This is a genomic window from Actomonas aquatica (genome assembly GCF_019679435.2).
Classification (GTDB): Bacteria; Verrucomicrobiota; Verrucomicrobiia; order Opitutales; family Opitutaceae; genus Actomonas; species Actomonas aquatica.
The window spans coordinates 5523325-5543034 of sequence record NZ_CP139781.1 but is presented as its reverse complement, the minus strand read 5'-3'; the positions used below and the strand labels follow the sequence as shown (position 1 = coordinate 5543034).

Annotated in this window: 11 protein-coding genes; 5 read left to right on the top strand and 6 right to left on the bottom strand. The window is 66.0% G+C overall.

All coding sequences use genetic code 11. The features are described 5' to 3' along the window. Positions 1 to 334 precede the first annotated feature (334 nt). Entirely contained in the window at positions 335 to 2743 is a 2409-nt protein-coding gene (locus tag K1X11_RS21135; protein ID WP_221029260.1) for a hypothetical protein, read from the bottom strand. Positions 2744 to 2876: 133 nt separating this feature from the next. Here K1X11_RS21135 and K1X11_RS21130 point away from each other — a divergent pair, with 133 nt between their 5' ends. After that, entirely contained in the window at positions 2877 to 6452 is a 3576-nt protein-coding gene (locus K1X11_RS21130) for a CRTAC1 family protein (protein WP_221029261.1), read from the top strand. Positions 6453 to 6480: 28 nt separating this feature from the next. Further along, positions 6481 to 8421 (top strand): sialate O-acetylesterase, encoded by a 1941-nt coding sequence (locus tag K1X11_RS21125; RefSeq protein WP_221029262.1) that lies wholly within the window; start codon positions 6481 to 6483, stop codon positions 8419 to 8421. 258 nt (positions 8422 to 8679) lie between these two features. Here the strand turns inward: K1X11_RS21125 and K1X11_RS21120 are convergent, their stop codons facing one another. Next, entirely contained in the window at positions 8680 to 11223 is a 2544-nt protein-coding gene (locus tag K1X11_RS21120; protein WP_324726037.1) for a TonB-dependent siderophore receptor, read from the bottom strand. Positions 11224 to 11472: 249 nt separating this feature from the next. On the opposite strand from K1X11_RS21120, the gene K1X11_RS21115 reads away from it, so the two are divergent. The 3 genes from K1X11_RS21115 (at position 11473) to K1X11_RS21105 (ending at position 14878) form a co-directional block, all read left to right on the top strand. Further along, positions 11473 to 12783 carry a TonB family protein gene (locus K1X11_RS21115; protein ID WP_221029264.1) on the top strand — a complete coding sequence of 437 codons (1311 nt, stop codon included), beginning with the start codon at positions 11473 to 11475 and terminating at the stop codon, positions 12781 to 12783. Beyond that, positions 12770 to 13555 carry a hypothetical protein gene (locus K1X11_RS21110; protein ID WP_221029265.1) on the top strand — a complete coding sequence of 262 codons (786 nt, stop codon included), beginning with the start codon at positions 12770 to 12772 and terminating at the stop codon, positions 13553 to 13555. Before K1X11_RS21115 ends, K1X11_RS21110 begins: the two co-directional genes overlap by 14 nt. 87 nt (positions 13556 to 13642) lie before the next feature. Continuing rightward, complete coding sequence (locus K1X11_RS21105; RefSeq protein WP_221029266.1) at positions 13643 to 14878, top strand: hypothetical protein; 1236 nt, start codon at positions 13643 to 13645, stop codon at positions 14876 to 14878. A gap of 391 nt (positions 14879 to 15269) precedes the next feature. Here the strand turns inward: K1X11_RS21105 and eda are convergent, their stop codons facing one another. From eda to K1X11_RS21085, 4 genes are all read right to left on the bottom strand, one after another. Beyond that, positions 15270 to 15920, bottom strand: a complete 651-nt coding sequence (gene eda / locus K1X11_RS21100) for a bifunctional 4-hydroxy-2-oxoglutarate aldolase/2-dehydro-3-deoxy-phosphogluconate aldolase (protein WP_221029267.1) — start codon at positions 15918 to 15920, stop codon at positions 15270 to 15272. A 157-nt stretch (positions 15921 to 16077) separates the two neighbouring features. Then, positions 16078 to 17175, bottom strand: a complete 1098-nt coding sequence (locus tag K1X11_RS21095) for a sugar kinase (RefSeq protein WP_221029268.1) — start codon at positions 17173 to 17175, stop codon at positions 16078 to 16080. Between the two features lie 129 nt (positions 17176 to 17304). Then, positions 17305 to 18402: an Ldh family oxidoreductase gene (locus K1X11_RS21090; RefSeq protein WP_221029269.1), complete on the bottom strand. Its 1098-nt coding sequence runs from the start codon at positions 18400 to 18402 to the stop codon at positions 17305 to 17307. 142 nt (positions 18403 to 18544) lie between these two features. Next, positions 18545 to 19531 (bottom strand): phosphoglycerate dehydrogenase, encoded by a 987-nt coding sequence (locus tag K1X11_RS21085; protein ID WP_221029270.1) that lies wholly within the window; start codon positions 19529 to 19531, stop codon positions 18545 to 18547. Positions 19532 to 19710 lie beyond the last annotated feature (179 nt).

Genomic DNA, 19710 nt, shown 5'->3' with positions numbered 1-19710 from the left:
GCCATCACATAGATGCCCAAGGTGGACGCCGACCTCCGGGCGGCGTCAGCCCCTGCCCCTCCGCCCCCCCACCTGTGGGTCGGGCTTCACGCCCGACATCGTCACCCCCGAGCTCCGAAGCTACCGCAGCAAAGACCGCCAAGGTCGCAAAGCCGACAAGCCCCCCAACGAACAACCCCCTCCATCCGTGTCTTTCCGTGTGTTCCGTGGGCCCCCCCCACTCCACCTCTTCGCGCCTTTCGCAGTTCAACCTCCTCGCCCTCCCCCATCCCGCATCCCGCATCCCGAATCCCGTATCTCGAATCCCGAATTCCGCACCCCGCACCCCGCCGCCTCACCTCACCCCCACCGGCAACAACTTCACCGCCACGTCTCTCACTTCCGCATCGGGCCACTCCACCCCAAGCCCTTCGCTCACCGTCAACAAATCCACCACCGCGCCGGGATTCCACGTCCGCAGAGTCGCCGCGTCCAGCTCCGCCAACGCCGCCTCAATCTGCGGTCGCGCCAAATCCATCCGCTGCACGCGCGCAAACACCGTGGCCAGACTCACCCGCCGATCCGGCGGCAAGTCCCGCGCCGAACGCCGCGACAACATCGGCACCAGATTCGTCAGCACCTCATTCAGCCGCGCCACGTCCCGCACCGCCACATCCACCCGCGCCATCGCTGTCATGGCCACGGCACTACGCGGATAATTGGCCAAGACTCCACGCACGCCCTGCGCCTCGACCAACTGACCGCGCTGCACAAAAAAATCGGCCAACCGACTCAGCGCCAGCTCCTCCGCCTGCGGCTCGCCCACCGCAAACGCCGTGAGCCCCAACTCCAAATACGGCGCCTCCCGCGGAATCACATAATCCCACGGCCGCAGCCACAGCGGCACATCCCAATCCAACAGCGCCGCCGCAAAGGCATCCCGCGGCAGCGGGTCTCCTTCCGGCACGCCGTAGCCCCGTCGCACCAACTGATCCAGCGCCGGATCCCACAACGGCAGCACGATGTCGGTCACTCCACGCGACTCGATCAGCAGCTGAATCTCCTGCTCCGTGTTCGCCGCCGCCAAGCGCACCGCCGTGAGCAAACCATCCTCATTGCTTTCATCGGCAGACGTGATCGCCCGCATGCCGCCATAATAAGCCAAAGCCCCGGAAACAATCGGCGTCGAGAACACCACCGGCACCTCCTCGCCGCCGCGCTCGCGCAACCAATACGCCAAATCCCGTTCGACCAACGCCGCCGCCTCCCGGGGCGTTGTATCCACTTCTCCATCACGCCCCACGCCCTGCGGCCAACCCACCACCAAACCTGGCACCAACAATACCACCACCATCGTCGGCATCACCCAGCGTTTGGCGCCCTCCCCGGCAAACCACACCGCCAGACTCACCAGCGCCAGCCCGTCGAGCAGATTCCACCACCGCAGCTGCATGCTCGCCAGCACCGCCACCACCACCGTCGCCCCACCCACCAACAACAAACGTCCCCGCGTGCCGTCTTCCACCCGTCGCCATCCCAACACGACCGCCGCAATCACCAAACCCAGCGGCACCAAGGTCGCCGCCTTCGCCGCGCCACCACCCGCCTGCTGCAACCACGCCCCCAGACTCGGCGCTACGCCACCCGCCGGATGATTCGCCAACTCCCGCGCATAAAAATCCCCTGCCCACAGCCCCCCCGAGCCCAGCCACCAGCCCACGATCGGCCACGCCAACACCGCCACCACGCCGCCGCCCAATACCATCGCTCCCAGTCCACCGACTGCCGCCCGACCATCCCGCCGCCAGGCCTGCAACCCCACCAACACTTCGCCCAGCCCCCACCACGCCACGGCATGCACCGGATGCACCGCCGCCAGGCTCCCGCCCTCAGCGCCTAAACCAAACTCGCACACACTCGCCGCCAGCGTCACCACCGCACCACTCGCCGCCCAGCTCCGCCACGCACTCGCCGCAACGTCCTCCGGCCGCAGCCAGCTCCGCAGCAACGCCCCCACCGCCAGCGCCACCAGCAACGGCGCCTGCACGCCCGCGTTATTCCAGAACCCGATGCCGCCCAGCACCCCCGCCACCGCAAAATCCATCCGCCCACGCCCGAGCACCAACGGCCACACGCTGCCCACCGCCAACACCCAGCCCAAGGCATGGGCATCCGGCGCGCCGGCCTGAAATCCCGCCGCGAGCGGAAACAGAGCCACGCCGCCCACCGCCACCATCGCGCCCGCCACGCTGCCCACCCGCCGCACCGTATAAATCACGCCACCCACCAACAGCAGACTCAGCAGTAAGGGATCCGCCACCAAAGCCCCGCCTTCGATCGCTGCGCCCAGCGGTTCACCCGTCACTACACTCCGTCCCCAGCCGACCACGATCAGCCACCACCGATACGGCGAGGTGCGCTGAATCGTGCGCCCGTCCGGGGCCGCATCGTAGTCCACCGACCGCAGCCGCCACACGCCCTCAGCCGCCGCCTGCTGCGCTTCGGTGATCCACCAAAAACTCGGATTATGATGCCCCGGCACGATCAACCGTCGCTGCCCCTTCGTATAACCCGTCGGCGAGTCCTCCACCACCGCCGGTGCATCCACCGACCACGTGGGCATCGCCGACAACGCCTCCACCCGCGCAATACCGCGCAGCGTGCCCATCCACTGCACCAACAGCGCCCCGATCAGCGCGATCCACCACGCATGGCGGCGGACAATTGAGGCAGGAGTTGAGGCAGGAGAAACCGAAGCGGGCATCAGGCAAAAACAGGGGTTGGGCACGGGGCAAAACCGCCATCCTTGACCCAGTCAAAAGCCAGCGGTTCAGTCGTCTTTCCCGGACGAAAAACGACGTCCTACGACTACCCCGTTCGTTCGGAATCACGCGAGCATGAAGCGCCCTCCCCGCCCCTCCATTTTCTCTCCCATCAGCCTGCTGCTCGGCATCTTGAGTGGCGCCTGCCTGCACGCCGCCCTGCCCCACGCCCAACCCTTCGCCCCACGCTCCGGCGACGCCTCCGCGCCCACCTTCACCGCCCTGCCCCCCGAGCACACCGGCATCGCCCAAACCAACGCCTACGACGACCCGCGCATGTGGGCCGAGCGCCACACCGAATACGCCATCGGCGCCATGGGCAGCGGCATCGCCGTGGGCGACTTCGACCACGACGGCCGCCCCGATCTCTTCATCAACAGCAAACTCGAATCCGGTCGCCTCTACCGCAACCTCGGCGACTTCCGCTTCGAGGACGTCACCACCGCCGCCGGCGTCGGCGACGACAGCGGCGAGTGGAAACAGGGCGCGGCCTTTGTCGACGTCGACAACGATGGTTGGCTCGACCTTTACGTCTGCCGTTTCGGCGCGCCCAACCAGCTCTTCATCAACCAGCGCGACGGCACCTTCCGCGAGGAAGCCGCCGCCCGCGGCGTCGCCGTCGTCGACGCCTCCGGCATGGCCAACTTCGCCGACTACGATCGCGACGGCTGGATCGACTTCTACCTCCAGACCAACCTCTACGACGCCCGCACGAGCATCGCCGGCCAGCCCGACCGCCTCTTCCGCAACCGCGGCGACGGCACCTTCACCGAGGTCACTGCCGCCGCCGGTCTCAGCACCGCTCCCTCCCAAGGCCATTCCGCCACGTGGTGGGACTACGACGAGGACGGTTTCCTAGACCTCTACGTCGCCAACGACTTTTCCCCGCCCGACCACCTGTATCGAAACAATGGTGACGGCACCTTCACCGACGTCATCGACGAGTCCGTGCCGCACACCCCGTTTTCCTCCATGGGCTCCGATCTCGGTGACGTGAACAACGACGGCCACATCGACCTCTTCGTCGCCGACATGGCCGGCACCACCTACGAGTTCACCCAACGCGGTCTCGCCGACACCCGTTCCCAACAAGACCCGGCCCAGAACGAGGACCGCAGCACCGCTGCCCAACAACTCAGCAACGTGCTCTACCTCGGCACCGGCAGCCGCCGCGTCTTGGAAGCCGCCCATCTCGCCGGCCTCGAAGGCACCGACTGGACCTGGTCCCCCCGCTTCGCCGACCTCGATAACGACGGTGACCTCGACCTGTTCATCACCAACGGCATGGACCGCGAGCAGAACAACCTCGATCTCATCGAGCGGAAGCTCACCACCGCCAACCTCTACGACCGCATCCGCCTCACCAAGGCCAGCCCCGTCCTCCGCCAACGCAATCTCGTCTACGCCAACCACGGCGACCTGCAGTTCGAAGACGTCGGCGCCGCGTGGGGCCTCGATCACCTCGGCGTCAGCTTCGGCTCCGCCCTCGCCGACTTCGACAACGACGGCGACCTCGACCTCGTCTACGTCAATTTCCAAGGGCCGCCCACCGTCCTGCGCAACGACGCCCCCACCGGCAACGCCGTCATCATCGACCTCCGCGGCGGCGGACAAAACCGCTACGGCCTCGGTGTTCGCGTCGAACTCGTCACCGCCTCCGGCACCCAAGTCCGCCAACTCACCTCCGCCCGCGGTTACCTCTCCACCAGTGAACCCGCCCTCCATTTCGGCCTCGGAGCCGACGAGCGCATCGAAACCCTCCGCGTCTACTGGCAAGCCAACGCTCCGGACGAGTTCCACGACCTCTCGGCCAACCACCGCTACACCGTCACCGGGACTACCACCCCTGGGACCGCCGACGTCCCCGTCGGCCCTCCCCAGCCTCTTTTCACCACGACGTCTGCCCGCCTCAACCTAGCCATCACCCAACCCGAAGAGTCCCGCGAGGGCACCGTCGACCAACCCCTGCTGCCCTTCCGCTTCAACCGCCGCGGCCCCGCCCTCGCAGTCGGCGATATCAACGGCGACGGCACCGACGAACTCTTCTTCGGCGCCACCACCCAACGTGGCCTCCGTCTCGCGTGGCTCACCGGCGAGCGCTACCAATATCCCGACCTCGGCCCCCTCGGCACGCCCCCGCCCATCAACGCCGGCCCGGTGCTCGTCTTCGATGCCAACGGCGACGGCGCCGACGACCTGCTCCTCACCGCCGGCGGTGCCGCTCTGCCCGCCGAAGAACCGGAATACGAACCGCAACTCTGGCTCAACCGCGGCAACGGCGGCCTCGATCCCGCCCCCGCCGGCTTCCTGCCTTCGCTGCCGCTGAGCGTTGGTGCCGCCGTCGCCGCCGATTTCGACCGCGACGGCCGCCTCGACCTCTTCCTCGGCGCCCGCCTCTTCCCCGGTTACTACCCCGAAGCCCCCACCAGCGCCCTGCTCCTCCAACGCGATGACCGTCTCGCCGACGTAACCGATACCTTCGCGCCCGACCTCCGCGCCCCCGGCCTCGTCACCAGCGCGCTCGCCAGCGACATCGATGCCGATGGCTGGATCGACCTCATCGTCGCGCTCGAGTGGGGCGAGGTGCGCTGCTTCCGTAACGAGCAAGGTCAACGCCTTGTCGATGCCACCCGCGAATTGGGTTTCGACCGCGCCGGCACCGGCCTCTGGTCCTCCCTCGCCAGCGCCGACTTCAACGCCGACGGCCGCCCCGACTACGTGCTCGGCAACCACGGCCGCAACAGCCTGCTGCGCGCCAGCCCCGCCCAACCACTGCACCTCTTCTCCGGCCGCTTCGCCCGCCGCGGCGACCCGCAACTCGTGCTCGCCATCTGGGACCAGGACCGACTCGTCCCCGTGCTCAGTCGCAACGAACTCGCCCGCGCCATCACCGAGGTGCGCCGCCGCTTCCCCTCCAACGATCGTTACGCCGCCGCCTCCCTCACCGAGATCCTCGGCGCCGACGCCCTCGCCGCCGCCACCGTTTACCGCGCCACCGAACTGCGCAGCGGCGTGCTCCTCAGCCAGCCGGACGGTCGCTACACCTTCACCCCGCTCCCGCCCCTCGCCCAACTCGCCCCGCTCCAGGGTATGGCCACCGGCGACTTCGACCACGACGGCCACACCGACCTGCTCTTCGCCGCCAACGACTACGCCCCCATCCCCGCCGTCGGCAGTTTCGACAGCAGCCTCGGCGGCCTGCTGCGCGGCGACGGCCAAGGCGGCTTCACCTTCATGCCATCTTTCGACAGCGGCATCAGCATCCCCGGCGCCGCCCGCGCCCTCGCGCTCACCGACTTCAACCGCGATGGGTTTGCCGATGCCGTCGTGACCCGCAACGACGCCACCACGCTCGCCTTTCGCGCCACCTCCCCAGCCAATTCCCGCCCCCTCGCCGTCCGCCTGCACGGTCGCGGCGGCAATCCTCACGCCATCGGCGCCGCCGTTTCCCTCGTGGTCAAAGGTCAGACCCAACAACGCTTCGAAATTCACGCGGGCAGCGGCCAGATTTCTCAGTCCACCTCGACCGTGTTTTTTGCGCTGCCCATCGACCTCCCCGCCGATGCACACCTGCAGATCCGCTGGCCTTCCGGCACCACGGTCAACGTCCCCCTTCCCGCCACTGGCCCCTATCTCGATCTTCACGAATAACCCCTCCGTCATGCTCCCCCGCCGCCCCTTGCTCCGCAGCCTTCTCGGCTACCTCCTCCTCTGCGCTTCGCTCTCCGCCGACGTGCGCCTGCCCTCCATCGTGAGTGATGGCATGGTCCTGCAGCGCGACGTGGAGCTCAAAGTCTGGGGCTGGGCCGATCCCGGCGAAGCCGTCTCCGTCGCCTTCCGCAAACAACAACTCGCCACCACCGCCGATGCCAACGGCCAGTGGAGCGTGCACCTCGCCCCGCTCACTCCCGGCGGCCCCGACACCATGGAGATCAAGGGCGACAACGAAATCGTCCTGCGCGACATCCTCGTCGGCGACGTCTGGCTCGCTTCCGGCCAGTCCAACATGACCCACTTCCTCGGCCGCTGGCAGGAGGCCTACGCCGACGAAATTGCCGCCGCCAACTTCACCACCATCCGCCAGTTTAAGGTCCCCACCCGCGCCGTGCTCGAGGGACCGCAGGACGACTTCCCCGGCCTCCAATGGAAGACCGCCACGCCGGAAAACATCCTCGAGTTCACCGTCATCGGCTACTTCTTCGCCAAACAACTCCACGACCGCTTCGACGTCCCCCAGGGCATCCTCTTCAGCGCCGTGGGCGGCACCCGCATCGAGGCCTGGACCAGCGCCGAAGGCTTCAAAACCTTCCCCGAGCAGCTCGAAACGATCACCCGCAACCAAGACACCGCTTGGGTCGAATCGGTCAACGCCGCCGCCGCCGCCGATCGCGCCGCCGACGGCCCCCGTGCCGAAACCGACCGCGGCCTCATCGGCGAGCTCACCTGGTTCGACCCCGCCTACAAGCCGCTCAACTGGAAACGCATCGCCGTCCCCGGCTACTGGGAGGACCAAGGCGTGCGCAACCTCGACGGCGTCGTCTGGTATCGTCGCGAGATCGACGTGCCTGCCGCTCTCGCCGGTGCCCAGGCCGACCTGAAGCTCGGCCGCATCCGCAACGCCGACACCGTTTACCTCAACGGCCAGGAAATCGGCCGCACCGGCTACGAGTATCCCCAGCGTGAATACACCGTGCCCGCCGGCCTGCTCCGCGCCGGCAAGAACCTGCTCGTCGTGCGCGTCGAAAACGGCGGCGGCAAGGGCGGCTTCATCCCCGACAAACCCTACCACCTCTCCGCCCGCGGCCAGACCATCGACCTCACCGGTTATTGGCACTACAAGGTCGGCGACGTCCGTCGCCCGCCCAGCCGCAGCTACAAGCAGGGCATCAACGCCCAGTCCCAGCCCGCCTCGCTCTATAACGGCATGATCGCCCCGTTCACGAATTACGCCGTGCGCGGCATGCTCTGGTATCAGGGCGAAAGCAACGCCGGCAACCCGACCGCCTACCGCGAGCTCCAGCCCAACCTCATCGCCGATTGGCGCGCTCATTGGGGCATGGGCGACCTGCCCTTCATCATTGCCCAACTGCCCAACTTCATGGACGTCGATTACCTGCCGGTCGAACAGAGCAACTGGGCGCTCATGCGTGAGGTGCAGATGGACACCGCCCTCGCCGATCCCACCGTCGGCATCGGCGTCAACATCGAGCTCGGCGAGTGGAACGACATCCACCCCGGCGGCAAAAAGACCGTCGGCGAACGCCTCGCCCTCCAGGCCCTGCCGCTCGCCTACGGCGTGACCGACGAAATCTCCTCCGGCCCCATCTTCCGCGAGCAAACGATCGCCGACGGCGCGATCGAACTGCACTTCGACCACGTGGGCGACGGCCTCAAGATCACCAACGGTGAACCCCTCGCCCACTTCGCCATCGCCGGAGAGGACAAGCAGTGGGTCTGGGCCGACGCGCGTATCACCGATCCGGATACCGTAACGGTCTCGAGCGAGGAAGTCCCCGAGCCGCGTTACGTGCGCTACGCCTGGGCCGACAACCCCGATTTCGCCAACCTCGGCAACTCCGCCGACCTCCCCGCCGCCCCCTTCCGCACCGACCGGGAGTGATCGACCCAATCCACCGCAGCGCGAGTAAACTCGCAGCCTACACTAAGACGCCCGCCTCCCCTCCGTAGGCCTCGAGCTCGCTCGCGCTAACCCTGCCTCACGGCCTCCCCAACAGTCCGCATCCACGCCAAGGTGGACGCCGACCTCCGGGCGGCGTCATCGCCTGCCTCTCCGCCTCCTCCTCGCTCCACGAACGGCCGGCCCGGCGGTCCGGCCCTACCTACACCCCCTCCCCGTCGGCACACTCTCCCCTTCGCCTCAAAACTCCGTCCGCAGGGAAAATATCCATTGCCTTGGGAAGCCCCAACTCGAAGCCGACGCGTAATAACGCTCGTTGGTCACATTTTTCACCGCCAGCGACGCGGCGATCGGGCGACCCCACACCTTCAGCTTTCGCCCGACCGTTAGATCCGCCGTCGTATACGCCGGCATGCGCTCAAAGGGATTCAGCGCCACGTGCGAGTAGCTGCCCACGTGATTCACGCCGCCGGCCAGCAGCCAGTTGCGCAGCGGGCCTTGCCGCGGTTCGTATTTGGTCCACAGACTTAGGGTCTGATCCGGCGTCGCCACCAAGGTCGCTCCGTTAAACGCCGGGTTCCGCGGATGCTCCTCATAAATCGCATCACACCAGCTGGCCGAAAACATCAGCTGCCAGCCTTCCACCGGGGAATACAGCAAGTCGATCTCCGCTCCCTGGCTGCGTTGCGAGCCTCCCTGCAGATCGGAAAACAAAGTCGTGCCGTCTTCCGCCGTGCCAGTGTTCACCCGCACCACATCGGTGGGATTGGCTCGTATCCGGTAAACCGATACGGTTCCACTCAGGCGCCCGCCCCACAGGTCGAGCTTCACGCCGGCTTCGCTGCCCCGCCCGACCGACGCTCGCGCCGGAATCGAGGGCACGTTTTCGACCAGCAACAAGCTGCCATTTGCCAGGAAGGACTTGCTGGCGGAGGCAAAGGCCGTGATGCCTTCGGTCAGTTCGTGCGTCACCCCGATCTGCGGCACATTGGCCGCCCGCACGGATCCCGCCGAGACCGAGCCGTTGATCAGATTGTAGGACGGGTTATTTTCCAGTTCATGCCGCGAGAGGCCCCCCAGCACGCGGGTGCGGTCCTGATTAAAGGTCGCCAGTCCCATCATGTGCCACGACGCCCCGCTGCCGCCATTGCGGGTATCGGCCACCAGGTTGAGCGCCTCGACGCCGAACGGCACCTCGCGATCCCAGGTGCTCGGATCCCTCAAGTCCCAAGGTTTCAGATAGAGCGGACTGGTCGGATCGGTCGGATTGTTGGCCTGTTGCCCGCGGTAGTGCGTGCTGAAGGTGCGCTTGGTGCCAAGCAAGAGCCGCACATCCACCGACCCGAGCGTGAAGTCACCCGCCAGATCGATTCGCCCCGAGCGCTCCCCGCCCCACTGATGCTCCCAACGGTTGCGACGATACATCGCATCGGCCGCTGTGAGCCCCACTTCCGGCGGGTAGAAAGCATCGATCACTGACTGATACAACAACCCCGTGCCGCCCTGCCCCGAAGCCCGCCATTCCATGTCCCACGACGAATCCAAATACGCTGCCTGCACACTCACCTGATCTGTCAGCCGCCACTCCAGCTCCGCCATGAGCGCATCTGAAATGAAGTCCTGATAGTCCCCCTCGCCCGCATAACTGAAGTCCCGCGGCAGCGGCCCATACGGCACGGTCGGGATGCGGTTTTCATAACGCATCACCACGCCGCTCGTGGGCATGTCGTCCGCCCGCTCAAAGTGCTCATAACTCAAGGTCAGATGCCCGCGATTACCCCATTGCCAAGTCAGTGACGGTGCGACGAGGTATTTGCGGCCACTAGACAGCACTTGGAAACGGGGAACGTCCTCCGTCATCAACACCACCCGCCCATACATCGGACCGATTCCCTCGGACAACGGTTGGGTTAAATCCAACACCGCCCGCGAAAAATGATCGGAGCCGATCGACAGATCGAGACTCGCCGCGGCGACGACGTCCGGCCGTTTCGTGATGTAATTGATCACGCCGCCCGGATTGATCTGCCCGTAGAGCAAAGACGCCGGGCCTTTCACGACCTCCACGCGTTCGACGTTGCTGGTATCAATAAATCGATAGGCCACGAAGCCATTGCGCTGCACCGCCGCCCGCGTGTAACCGCGCATGTTGTAACGCGCCCAGCCCTGCGGCGAGACGTTGTCCTGATGCACCCCCGGTGCCCACCGCACCACGTCATACAAATCGTAGGGGTGCTGGTCGGCGATAAACTCCTCGTTGTAGAGGTTCACCGCCATCGGCAGCGCCTCGCCTGCCACCGCCATGCGCGTGGCCGAGATGGTATTGGACACCCGGTAACCCACATCGCTGCGATCGCGCACCTCAAACGGCGACAGTTCAAAGACCTCCAGCCCCGCCGTCCGCGCCCCCGCCGCCTCCCGGTCCACCGCCGCCCGCCGCGCTTGCTTCGATCGCGCAACGTCTCTTTCCCGGGCGACCCGCCGCCGGATCACAAACGCGCCGCTCTGCCTGTCTTGGACCGCCTCCAAGCCGGTTCCCTGCAGCAACACCGCCAGCGCATCCGCCGTCGTCAATGCGCCCCGCACCCCCGGCGAGGTCAAGGCCTGCAAATCCTCCACCTGATAAATCAACTGCACCCCCGTGGCCTCGGTCAGCTCCCGCAACGCCGTCTCCACCGGCCCCGCCGGCACGGCCAGCTCCGGCTGTGGCTGCGGCTGCGCCCGCAGTCCGATTGCGCCGAGCCACATCAACGCGCCCGCGGCCACCCACCCACGCGCCGACAACAGGCATCGTAAACCGGGCCGGCAGAAGCCCCGGCAGAGGGGTTGAAATAGGTGAAAAAGCATCGGGGTGGGCTGCGTGAACAGGGCTCTATCTTCTGCGCGGGAAAACAACCCCGTCAAATCGCAGATGCAGCCCCCGCCGCATATGTTGCGAAACGTCTCAATCCATCCGCAAACTGGAGAAACCACCTCACCCTAAATCCCACCCCTTTGTGCGGTTTCAACGCTCCGCGGGGACTCCAATAATTGATGACACCCGAAACCGGACTCCTCACCCGTTTCGCAGAAAACGGCGATGCCGACGCCTTTCGTCAATGGGTGGCACTCCATGTCGACCTGGTCTACTCCGTCGCCCTGCGCTGCCTGAATGGCGACCGGCATCCGGCCGAGGAGGTCGCTCAACGCGTATTCACCACCGCGGCCACCCGCGCCGCTCAACTGGCCCGCCATCCGTCCGTCGCCGGCTGGCTCTTCACCCACACCCGCTATACCGCCGCCAAACACGTGCGGGCCGAACAACGCCGGCGCCGCCGCGAAACGACCGCCGTCATGGATCCGACCCTCAATCCTACCCCGGGCCCGGACTGGTCCCAACTCCGCCCTGAAATCGACGACGCCCTCGCCGCCCTGCCCCGCACCGAGCGCGACGCCATCATCCTGCGCTACTTCGAACAGGCCGACTACGCCACCATCGGCGCTCAACTCAAACTCAGCGCCAACGCCGCCCGCATGCGCGTCGACCGCGCGCTCACCAAACTCAACACCCTGCTCACCCAGCGCGGCATCTCGTCCACCGCCGCGGCCCTCGGCACCCTCCTCGGCGCCCACGCCGTCAGCGCCGCCCCGGCCGGCCTGGCCACCACCGCCTCCGCCGCCGCGCTCGTCACCGTGGCCACCACCGCCGCCTCCTCCGCCCTCACTTCGGCTTCCCTTTTCGCCATGCTCAAAGCCCCACTCATCGCCACGGCCATCGTCGCCGCTACCGGTTCGCTGTTGGTCGTCCACCAGCATCAACCACGCTCCGTTACCACGCCCGCACCAACCGGGACTGACCGCCCCCCCACCCGCTCTTCCGAGCCGTCAGCCTCCACCCCATCGCCCCGCCACGCGGCCCCCTCTCCCCAGCCGACCGACGCCGATTATGCCGCCTTGGAAGAAGAGGTCACCTCGCTGCAAGCCCGCCTCGCCACGCTCGATCGCGCGGCCGTTACACGCCTCCAACAGCCCCCGCTGACCGGAAAAATCTTCAACGTGGACGAGTTGGACATCACGCCCCGACCCACCCGCCAAGCGACACCCGATTACCCCGCGGCGCTCCGCAAGCAGGGCACCGAAGGCCGTGCCGTCATCTCCATGGTGATCGACGCCCACGGCGCGGTGCGCGACCTGGAAACCGTCAGCACCACCGCCGAGCCCTTTGCCGAGGCCGCGCTCGCCGCGGTGTCCCAGTGGCAATTCGAGCCCGGTCGCGTCGCCGGTGCTCCCGTCAACAGCCGCCTGCAGGTCCCCGTCGTCTTCAGCCTATCGCCCAACTCCCCCCCGCTCCATGACTGGTTCTAAACTGCGCCTGTTCGCTTGGACAGTCCCGCTGTCCCTCGCCGCCGGATTCACGGTTGTCTTGTGGAGACCTGCCGCCGCTTTGTCGTCCCGTCCTCCCGAAGCTGTCGTCCCCCTACCCACGACGCTCCCGGATGCCTCCTCGTCGAGCGCGCCAACCCGCACCGCTCCGATCGCCGAAAACGTCGCCTTCGAACGCTTGCAGCGCGAGCTCGCCACCCTGCGGCAACGTGTGGCCCAGCGAGAACGGCAGGTGCAGCTCCAAAACGCGGCACTCGCTGCTCCCAAGTCTCGTAAATCTCTGACCGAAGCCCCAATCCCCGCGGAGGAGTGGCGCGATGCCGGCACCACCTCGCCACAGGCACTTGTCGAGACCGCGTTGTGGGCAGGCGCCGGCGGAGACGTTGCCCGCATGACCGAGCTCCTGGAGTTTACCCCCGCAGCGCAGGCCGCCGCTGAAGAGCTTTGGCAGAGACTCCCGCCCGACATCCGCCTTTCCCATGCTGACGCAACTGCCCTTACCACGCTGCTGGCTACGGGCGCCGTCCCCTTGGGCTCCGCCAAACTGATGGCCGAGTTTCCCCAAGCCGAGAATGACCACCTGCTGATTGTGCAACTGAACCCCGCCGCCGAGCCGCAGCCCGCCGGTCCTCCTGAGGTGCGTCTCGTGAAACTCACCGCGCGCCGTCAAAGCGCAGGCGACTGGCGTCTCCTGGTCACCGAAAACACCCTCCGCTCCCTGAGCGAGCGGCTGACGTCCCCGGGCGGTTTGTAATCGGTCAGCAAGCGCATTGCGCTCCCGCCCTTGCGCGACAGGCATTGCCGGTTAGCGTGCGGACACCTGTTCGCGATGCTGCCGCTTATGCCCCGCCCACGACTTCTCGCCATCGGAGCCACGCTCACTGTGCTGACCGGCTTGGTGGCTCCCGCTCCCCTCCACGCCGCCAAACCCGTGCGGGTCGTGTCCTCCGCCGCCGCTCCCGTGCGCGACCATCACCTCTTTGTTGGCGTGGAATCCTTCCTGCCGCACGAACGCGAACTCCTCGCCGTGCGCCGCTTCGAAGGCGCCGAGTCCGTGCTGGAAACCGAGACCGGCGAAGAGGTCGTCGTCGAGCGCGACCACAGTTTTCGCTTCAAGATGACGCCCAAGGTCAGCCCCATCGTGATCAAGATCGACCGTATCCGCGGCGAGGAGACGTATTCCGCGTGGACCGATCCCAAGGGCCAATGGATGTCCCGTCAGATGGCCCTCTCCGGCCACTACGACGACCAGACCACCAACGCCACCCGCGTGCTCAATGCCGGCATGAACGCCGCCCACATGATCTCACGCGTCGAGGAAGGCAATGGAGGGCCGCTGCCCGGAGCCAGCGTCACGGCCGAGAGCACCATGAACAAGGCGATCTCGGACTACCAACAGGTCCAGTCGAGCCTCCAAGCCTTCAACGACAGCCCCAGCATCACCGACAATTTTGACCCGCTCGAAGAAGGCGACGAATCCGTCCCGTTCGACGCGATCAACCTGCGCTTCAACGTCCGCTCGCCCGAACCCATCGCCGACGCCCACGCCCTCGCCCGCGTGCGCGTTCGAACCCCCGATGAGGGCTACAAGGACTTCAGTTTTCAACGTGATCTGGGCGCGCTTGACCGTTCCGAACGCTCCATCCTGCTGACACTCGACGGTCTGCCGCCCGGCTTCGAATTCGTCGACGCCGAGATCCATCTCTTCAACCACGGCGAAGAGCTCGCCACCACCCAGTCCGAGCGCCTCATGCCGCTCACCGCCGCCGAAGCCCGGCAGTATGTGATGCTCGACTACCTCGCCCAGCACCGCGACGCCACGCTGCCCCCGAGCGCCGCCTGGTCGCTCGCGCCCGCCGCGCTGCGGGCCGCGAACGACGCTGCTTCGGTCAACTTCGCCGCGAAGGTCGAGGTCAACGAACGCGGTGAACCCACCGCCATTCACGCGCTCGACGGCCAGATCCTGCCCGAGTCCATGCGCGAGATTTTCGGCCAACTCACCTACCTGCCCGCCCTCGCCGAAGGCCAACCCGTCGCCGGCACCGTCATTGTCCACCTGGCCGACTATTTCCGTTGATCGGAGAGCTTCGGCCCAGCCGTCCGTCCCCGCGAGTTCGCTCACGCTACCCCTGCCTCTCGGCCCCGCCCAATCGGCAAATCCAACGCAGCGCGAGTAAACTCGCGGCCTACAGTGCCGTGCTCGGACCCAACCCGTAGGCCGCGAGCTTGCTCGCGCTAACGCTGCCTCTCGGCCACCGAGCCAGCCAACGCCACGCGGCCGAGGACGTCCGCGTCCACCTTCAACGCCCCCTCTGTTTGTGGGTCGGGCTTTACGCCCGACAGCGTATCCACGGTTCCCTTACGCCCCCCCCTGCCCTCCACAAAAAAACGGACCGGGAGCCGAAGCTCACCGGTCCGCTGCATACCTGAAACCAAAAGGGTGTTTACGCTGCGCTACACTGCGCGCCTCAACCGCGCGCGGCGTTCACGATCGCCATGGCCGCCGCCGACTGCGCCGTGATGGCGTCCCAGTCACCGGCGTCGATCTGCTTGGCCGTCGCCAGCCAGGAGCCGCCCACCGCCGCGACCGTTTTGACCGCGAGGTAATCGCCGAGCTGGGCTTCCTTGATGCCGCCCGTCGGCATGAACTTCACACCGAGGTGCGCATAGGGCGCCGACATCGCGGCGAGGTGCTTCACCCCACCGGCGCTCTCGGCCGGGAAAAACTTGAGCATGCGGCAGCCCATGGAGAGGGCCGTTTCGATGTCCGACGGCGTCATCACGCCGGGCGCAAACGGCAGGCCGACTTCGGCCGCCGCGGCGAGCGTCGTGCGTGACGTGCCCGGCGCGACCGCAAACGCGGCGCCCGCGGCTTTCACCTCGCGCACCTGCTCGGTCGACAGGACCGTGCCGGCACCGACCAACATGTCTGGCACCTCGGACGCGATGGCCTTGATGGCTTCGAGCCCGGCCGCGGTGCGCAGCGTGAGTTCAATCACGCCCACCCCACCGGCGAGCAGGGCCTTGGCCAAGGGCACAGCCTTGGTCGGATCATTGATCACCACCACCGGGACAACCCCGGCAGCGGACAAACGAGTGCGAGTCTCTTCAGCGAACATAATGAAAGGGGTTAAACCACGGATGGACACGGATAGCTTCGCCTAACGGCTACGCACTGTCAGATTTCCTCTTCACCTGATCGGGATTGAGGCGGAACGGTAGTGAAGCCCATCCGTGTCCATCCGTGGTTAAAAAACTGCGTTGGACAGGTCGTCCTCAGCGAACGACGCGGGCGCCACCGCCGGAGATTTGTTTTTCGACTTCCTTGCGGGTGGCCATCGATGTGTCGCCCGGAGTGGTCGAGGCGAGCGCGCCGTGGGCGGCGCCATACTCGACCGCCTTCAGCGGATCATTGAACTCCATGAAGCCGAACTGCACGCCCGACGCGAAGGAGTCACCACCGCCGACGCGGTCCATGATCTCGAGCTCAGGATACTTGCGGCTCTCGTAGAACTCACCGTCGTGCCACAGGATCGCGCTCCAGTCGTTCTTGGTCGCGGTGATCACGCGGCGCAGCGTGGTAGCGGCGGCTTTGAAATTTGGATACGCCTTCACCGCGGTCTCGATCATGCGCTTGAAGGCGTCGGTTTCGATCTCGCTGATGTTCTCATCGACGCCCTCCACCTCGAAGCCGAGCGAGGCGGTGAAGTCCTCTTCGTTGCCAATCATCACGTCGACATACTTGGCGATCTCCTTGTTAACCTCCTGGGCTTTGGCCTGGCCGCCGATGCTCTTCCAGAGGGACGGGCGGTAGTTGAGATCGTAGGACACGATCGTGCCGTATTTCTGGGCGACCTGCACGGCCTCGAGCACCACTTCGGGCGTCGTCTCGGAGAGCGCGGCGTAAATGCCACCGGTGTGGAACCAGCGCGCGCCGAGTTCACCAAAAATGTGCTCCCAATCGATGTCGCCGGCCTTGAGTTGCGAAGCGGCGGTATTGCCGCGATCGGGCACGCCCACCGCGCCGCGGATGCCGAAGCCACGCTCGGTGAAGTTGAGCCCGTTGCGCACGCTGCGGCCGATGCCGTCATCGGCGCGCCATTGGATGAAGTCGGTCGCGACGCCACCCTGCATGATGAAGTCTTCAACGAGGTGACCGACCTCGTTGTCGACGAAGGCGGTGACCACGGCGGTCTTGTAACCGAAGCACTTCCGCAGACCGCGGGACGTGTTGTATTCGCCACCACCCTCCCAGGCTTTGAAGGAACGGGCGGTGCGGATACGGCCCTCACCCGGATCGAGGCGAAGCATCACCTCGCCGAGCGAGACTTGATCAAATTGGCATTCAGAGGCGGGACGGAGTTGGAGCGACATAACAGAGGGGGACGGAGCGGTCAGCTATCAGCGATCAGCCAGTAGCTGGTAGTGAGTTGGAAAATTTCAGTTACAGAGGGTTCGGAAGCTGACAGCTGATCGCTGCAAGCTGAGAGCGGCGGGCGGAGGTTACACCTCCACCTGCTTGAGGGAATCGAGCGACCAGGCGGACGCTCCGATTTCGGTGGCGAGTTCGTTGAAGGCCTTCACTTCGGCGGCGCTGAAGAGCAGACCACCGGCTTCGGCGCTGCGCTGCGCGGCCTGCGCCTCAAACTGCCCCGGCAGGATGCAGTTCTCGTTGCCGTGACCGAGCAGGTCGTCGAGAACGGCCTTCACGTTTTCGGACTGGGTGCGGCCGAGGGCAAAGTCGCCGGCCATGGCATCGGGGTGCCAAACTTGGAAGAAGAAGCAGCAGGTGCCCTTCTCGCCTTCGCCGACCTGCTCCCAACGGTTGCGGTTGGTCGGCAGCGAACCGCCGATGAAACCGCCGATCAATTCGTTGATGAGCGACAGGCCGTAACCCTTGTGGGCACCGAAGGGCACGAGGGCCTTCACCTTGGCGGGATCGGTGGTGATCTCACCGTTCTCGTCGACGGCCGCGTTGGGCGGCAGCGATTTGCCCTCGCGGGCGAGCTGTTGCACGCGACCCATCGCGACGACGGAGGTCGCCCAGTCGATCACGATCGGGTAACCGAGCGCGTCGGTCGTCGGCAGGCCCCAGGAGTGCGGGTTGGTGCCGAGCGTCGGATACTTGCCGCCAAAGGGCACGACCTCGGCCAGCGCCGCGGTGCAGTTGGTGTAAGCGACGTAACCGCGCTTGGCGGCTTCCATCACATAACCGCCGCCCCACAGGTAGTGGAAGGCGTTGTCGACCGAGACCATGCCGACGCCATATTCGTCGGCGAGGCGGATGGCCTCTTCGAGCGCGGCGTAAGCGGTGGCCTGACCGAGCTTGCGGTTGGCGTTCCAGACCTTGGCGGCGGCAAAGCGGGTGGGCTTCTCCTCGATCTCGACGTTGGCCACGCAGCCCTTGGAGCCGGTGCCGAAGAGGTGATCGAGGTGCAGCGCCTTCAGCGCGTTGTGGGTGCGAATGCCATGGCGCGAAGCCTCGGCGCACAGCTTGGCGCCAGCCGCAGCCTCCTCGGCATTAAACCCGCGATGACGGTAAGCCGCCTCAACGAGGGCATTATGGTCGGCTTCAGCAACAACGTAAAAAGTCTCAGACATAAGGGATAAGTGATCGGCGTTCAGCTCTCAGCCATCAGCGCAAAACGAAGTGGCGGAGGCTTTCGTGTATTTCGTGTGTTTCGTGGTTAAAAACCCGCGGCGGAGTGGTTCCGTGTCGTCCGTGTGATCCGTGGGCCAACCCTCAGTCCAACTTGCCGTTGGTGTAGGGGACGTCGGGGTTGACTTGGGCCAAGGGCTTTTCGCCCTTCGCCACGTTGATGAGGTTCTGCACGGCCTTGGTGGCCTGACGCTGCACGCTCTCATGAGTGCGCGAACCGATGTGCGGGGTGCAGACCACGTTGGGCAGCTTGAGTAGCGGGTGATCGGCGCGCGGCGGCTCTTCGTCGAGCACGTCGGTGCCGTAGCCGCCAACGCGACCATCCTGCAGCGCGGCGACGAGGTCGTCGGTGTGCACGATCTCACCGCGGGCGCAGTTGAGCAGGAGCACGCCCGGCTTCATCTTCGCAATGGACTCGGCGCAGATCATGTCGCGCGTCTCCGGCGTGAGGTTGGTGTGCAGCGAAATGTAGTCCGCCACCGCGTAAATATCGTCCACCGAATCGACGCGCGTCACCTCGTGGGTGGCGGCGAATTCAGCATCCCAATACAGATCGTAAGCGACGACCTTCATCCCGAAGGCACGGGCGCGGATCGCGACCTCCTTGCCGATGCGGCCGAGACCGATGATGCCGATGGTCTTCTCAAACAGCTCATGGCCGGTCTTGCGTTTCCAACCGCCGTTGCGGGTCGAGTCGCAGTGGAACAGCAGGCTCTTCTCGAGCGAGAGCAGGAGCAGGAAAGTGTGCTCGGCGACGGTGGTGTGATTCACCCCCGGAGTGAAGAGCAGCGGAATGCCCTTCGCGGTGCAGGCCTTCACGTCGATCTTGTCGACGCCGATGCCGTATTTGGAGATCACCTTCAGGCGCGGCAGGGCCTTGTCGAGCACGGCCTCGGTGATCAAATCGTCGCCGCAAATGTAGGCGTCGATGTCGCCCATGAGCGCCAGCGTGTCGGCTTCATTGAGCGGACCGCGGGCGGTGATGATTTCCCAGCCGGTCTGCGCCAACAACTCGTGGTGCTTGCCGGGGGTGTCTTGAAAGGACGTGGTGGTAATGAGAACGCGGGGCATGGAGAAAACGTAGGGTTACGGGTCCAACGGACATCGTCTGCCACGAGCCCAAGCTCGCGGCGAAAACGGGCCGAAACCATAGCGCAGCCCACCCCCAACTCGTCACGCACTATTCCGCATGTCGGTTGTCATTTTCCGCAGCCCTTTCCACTCCAACGAAGGGCTTGAACCACGGATGG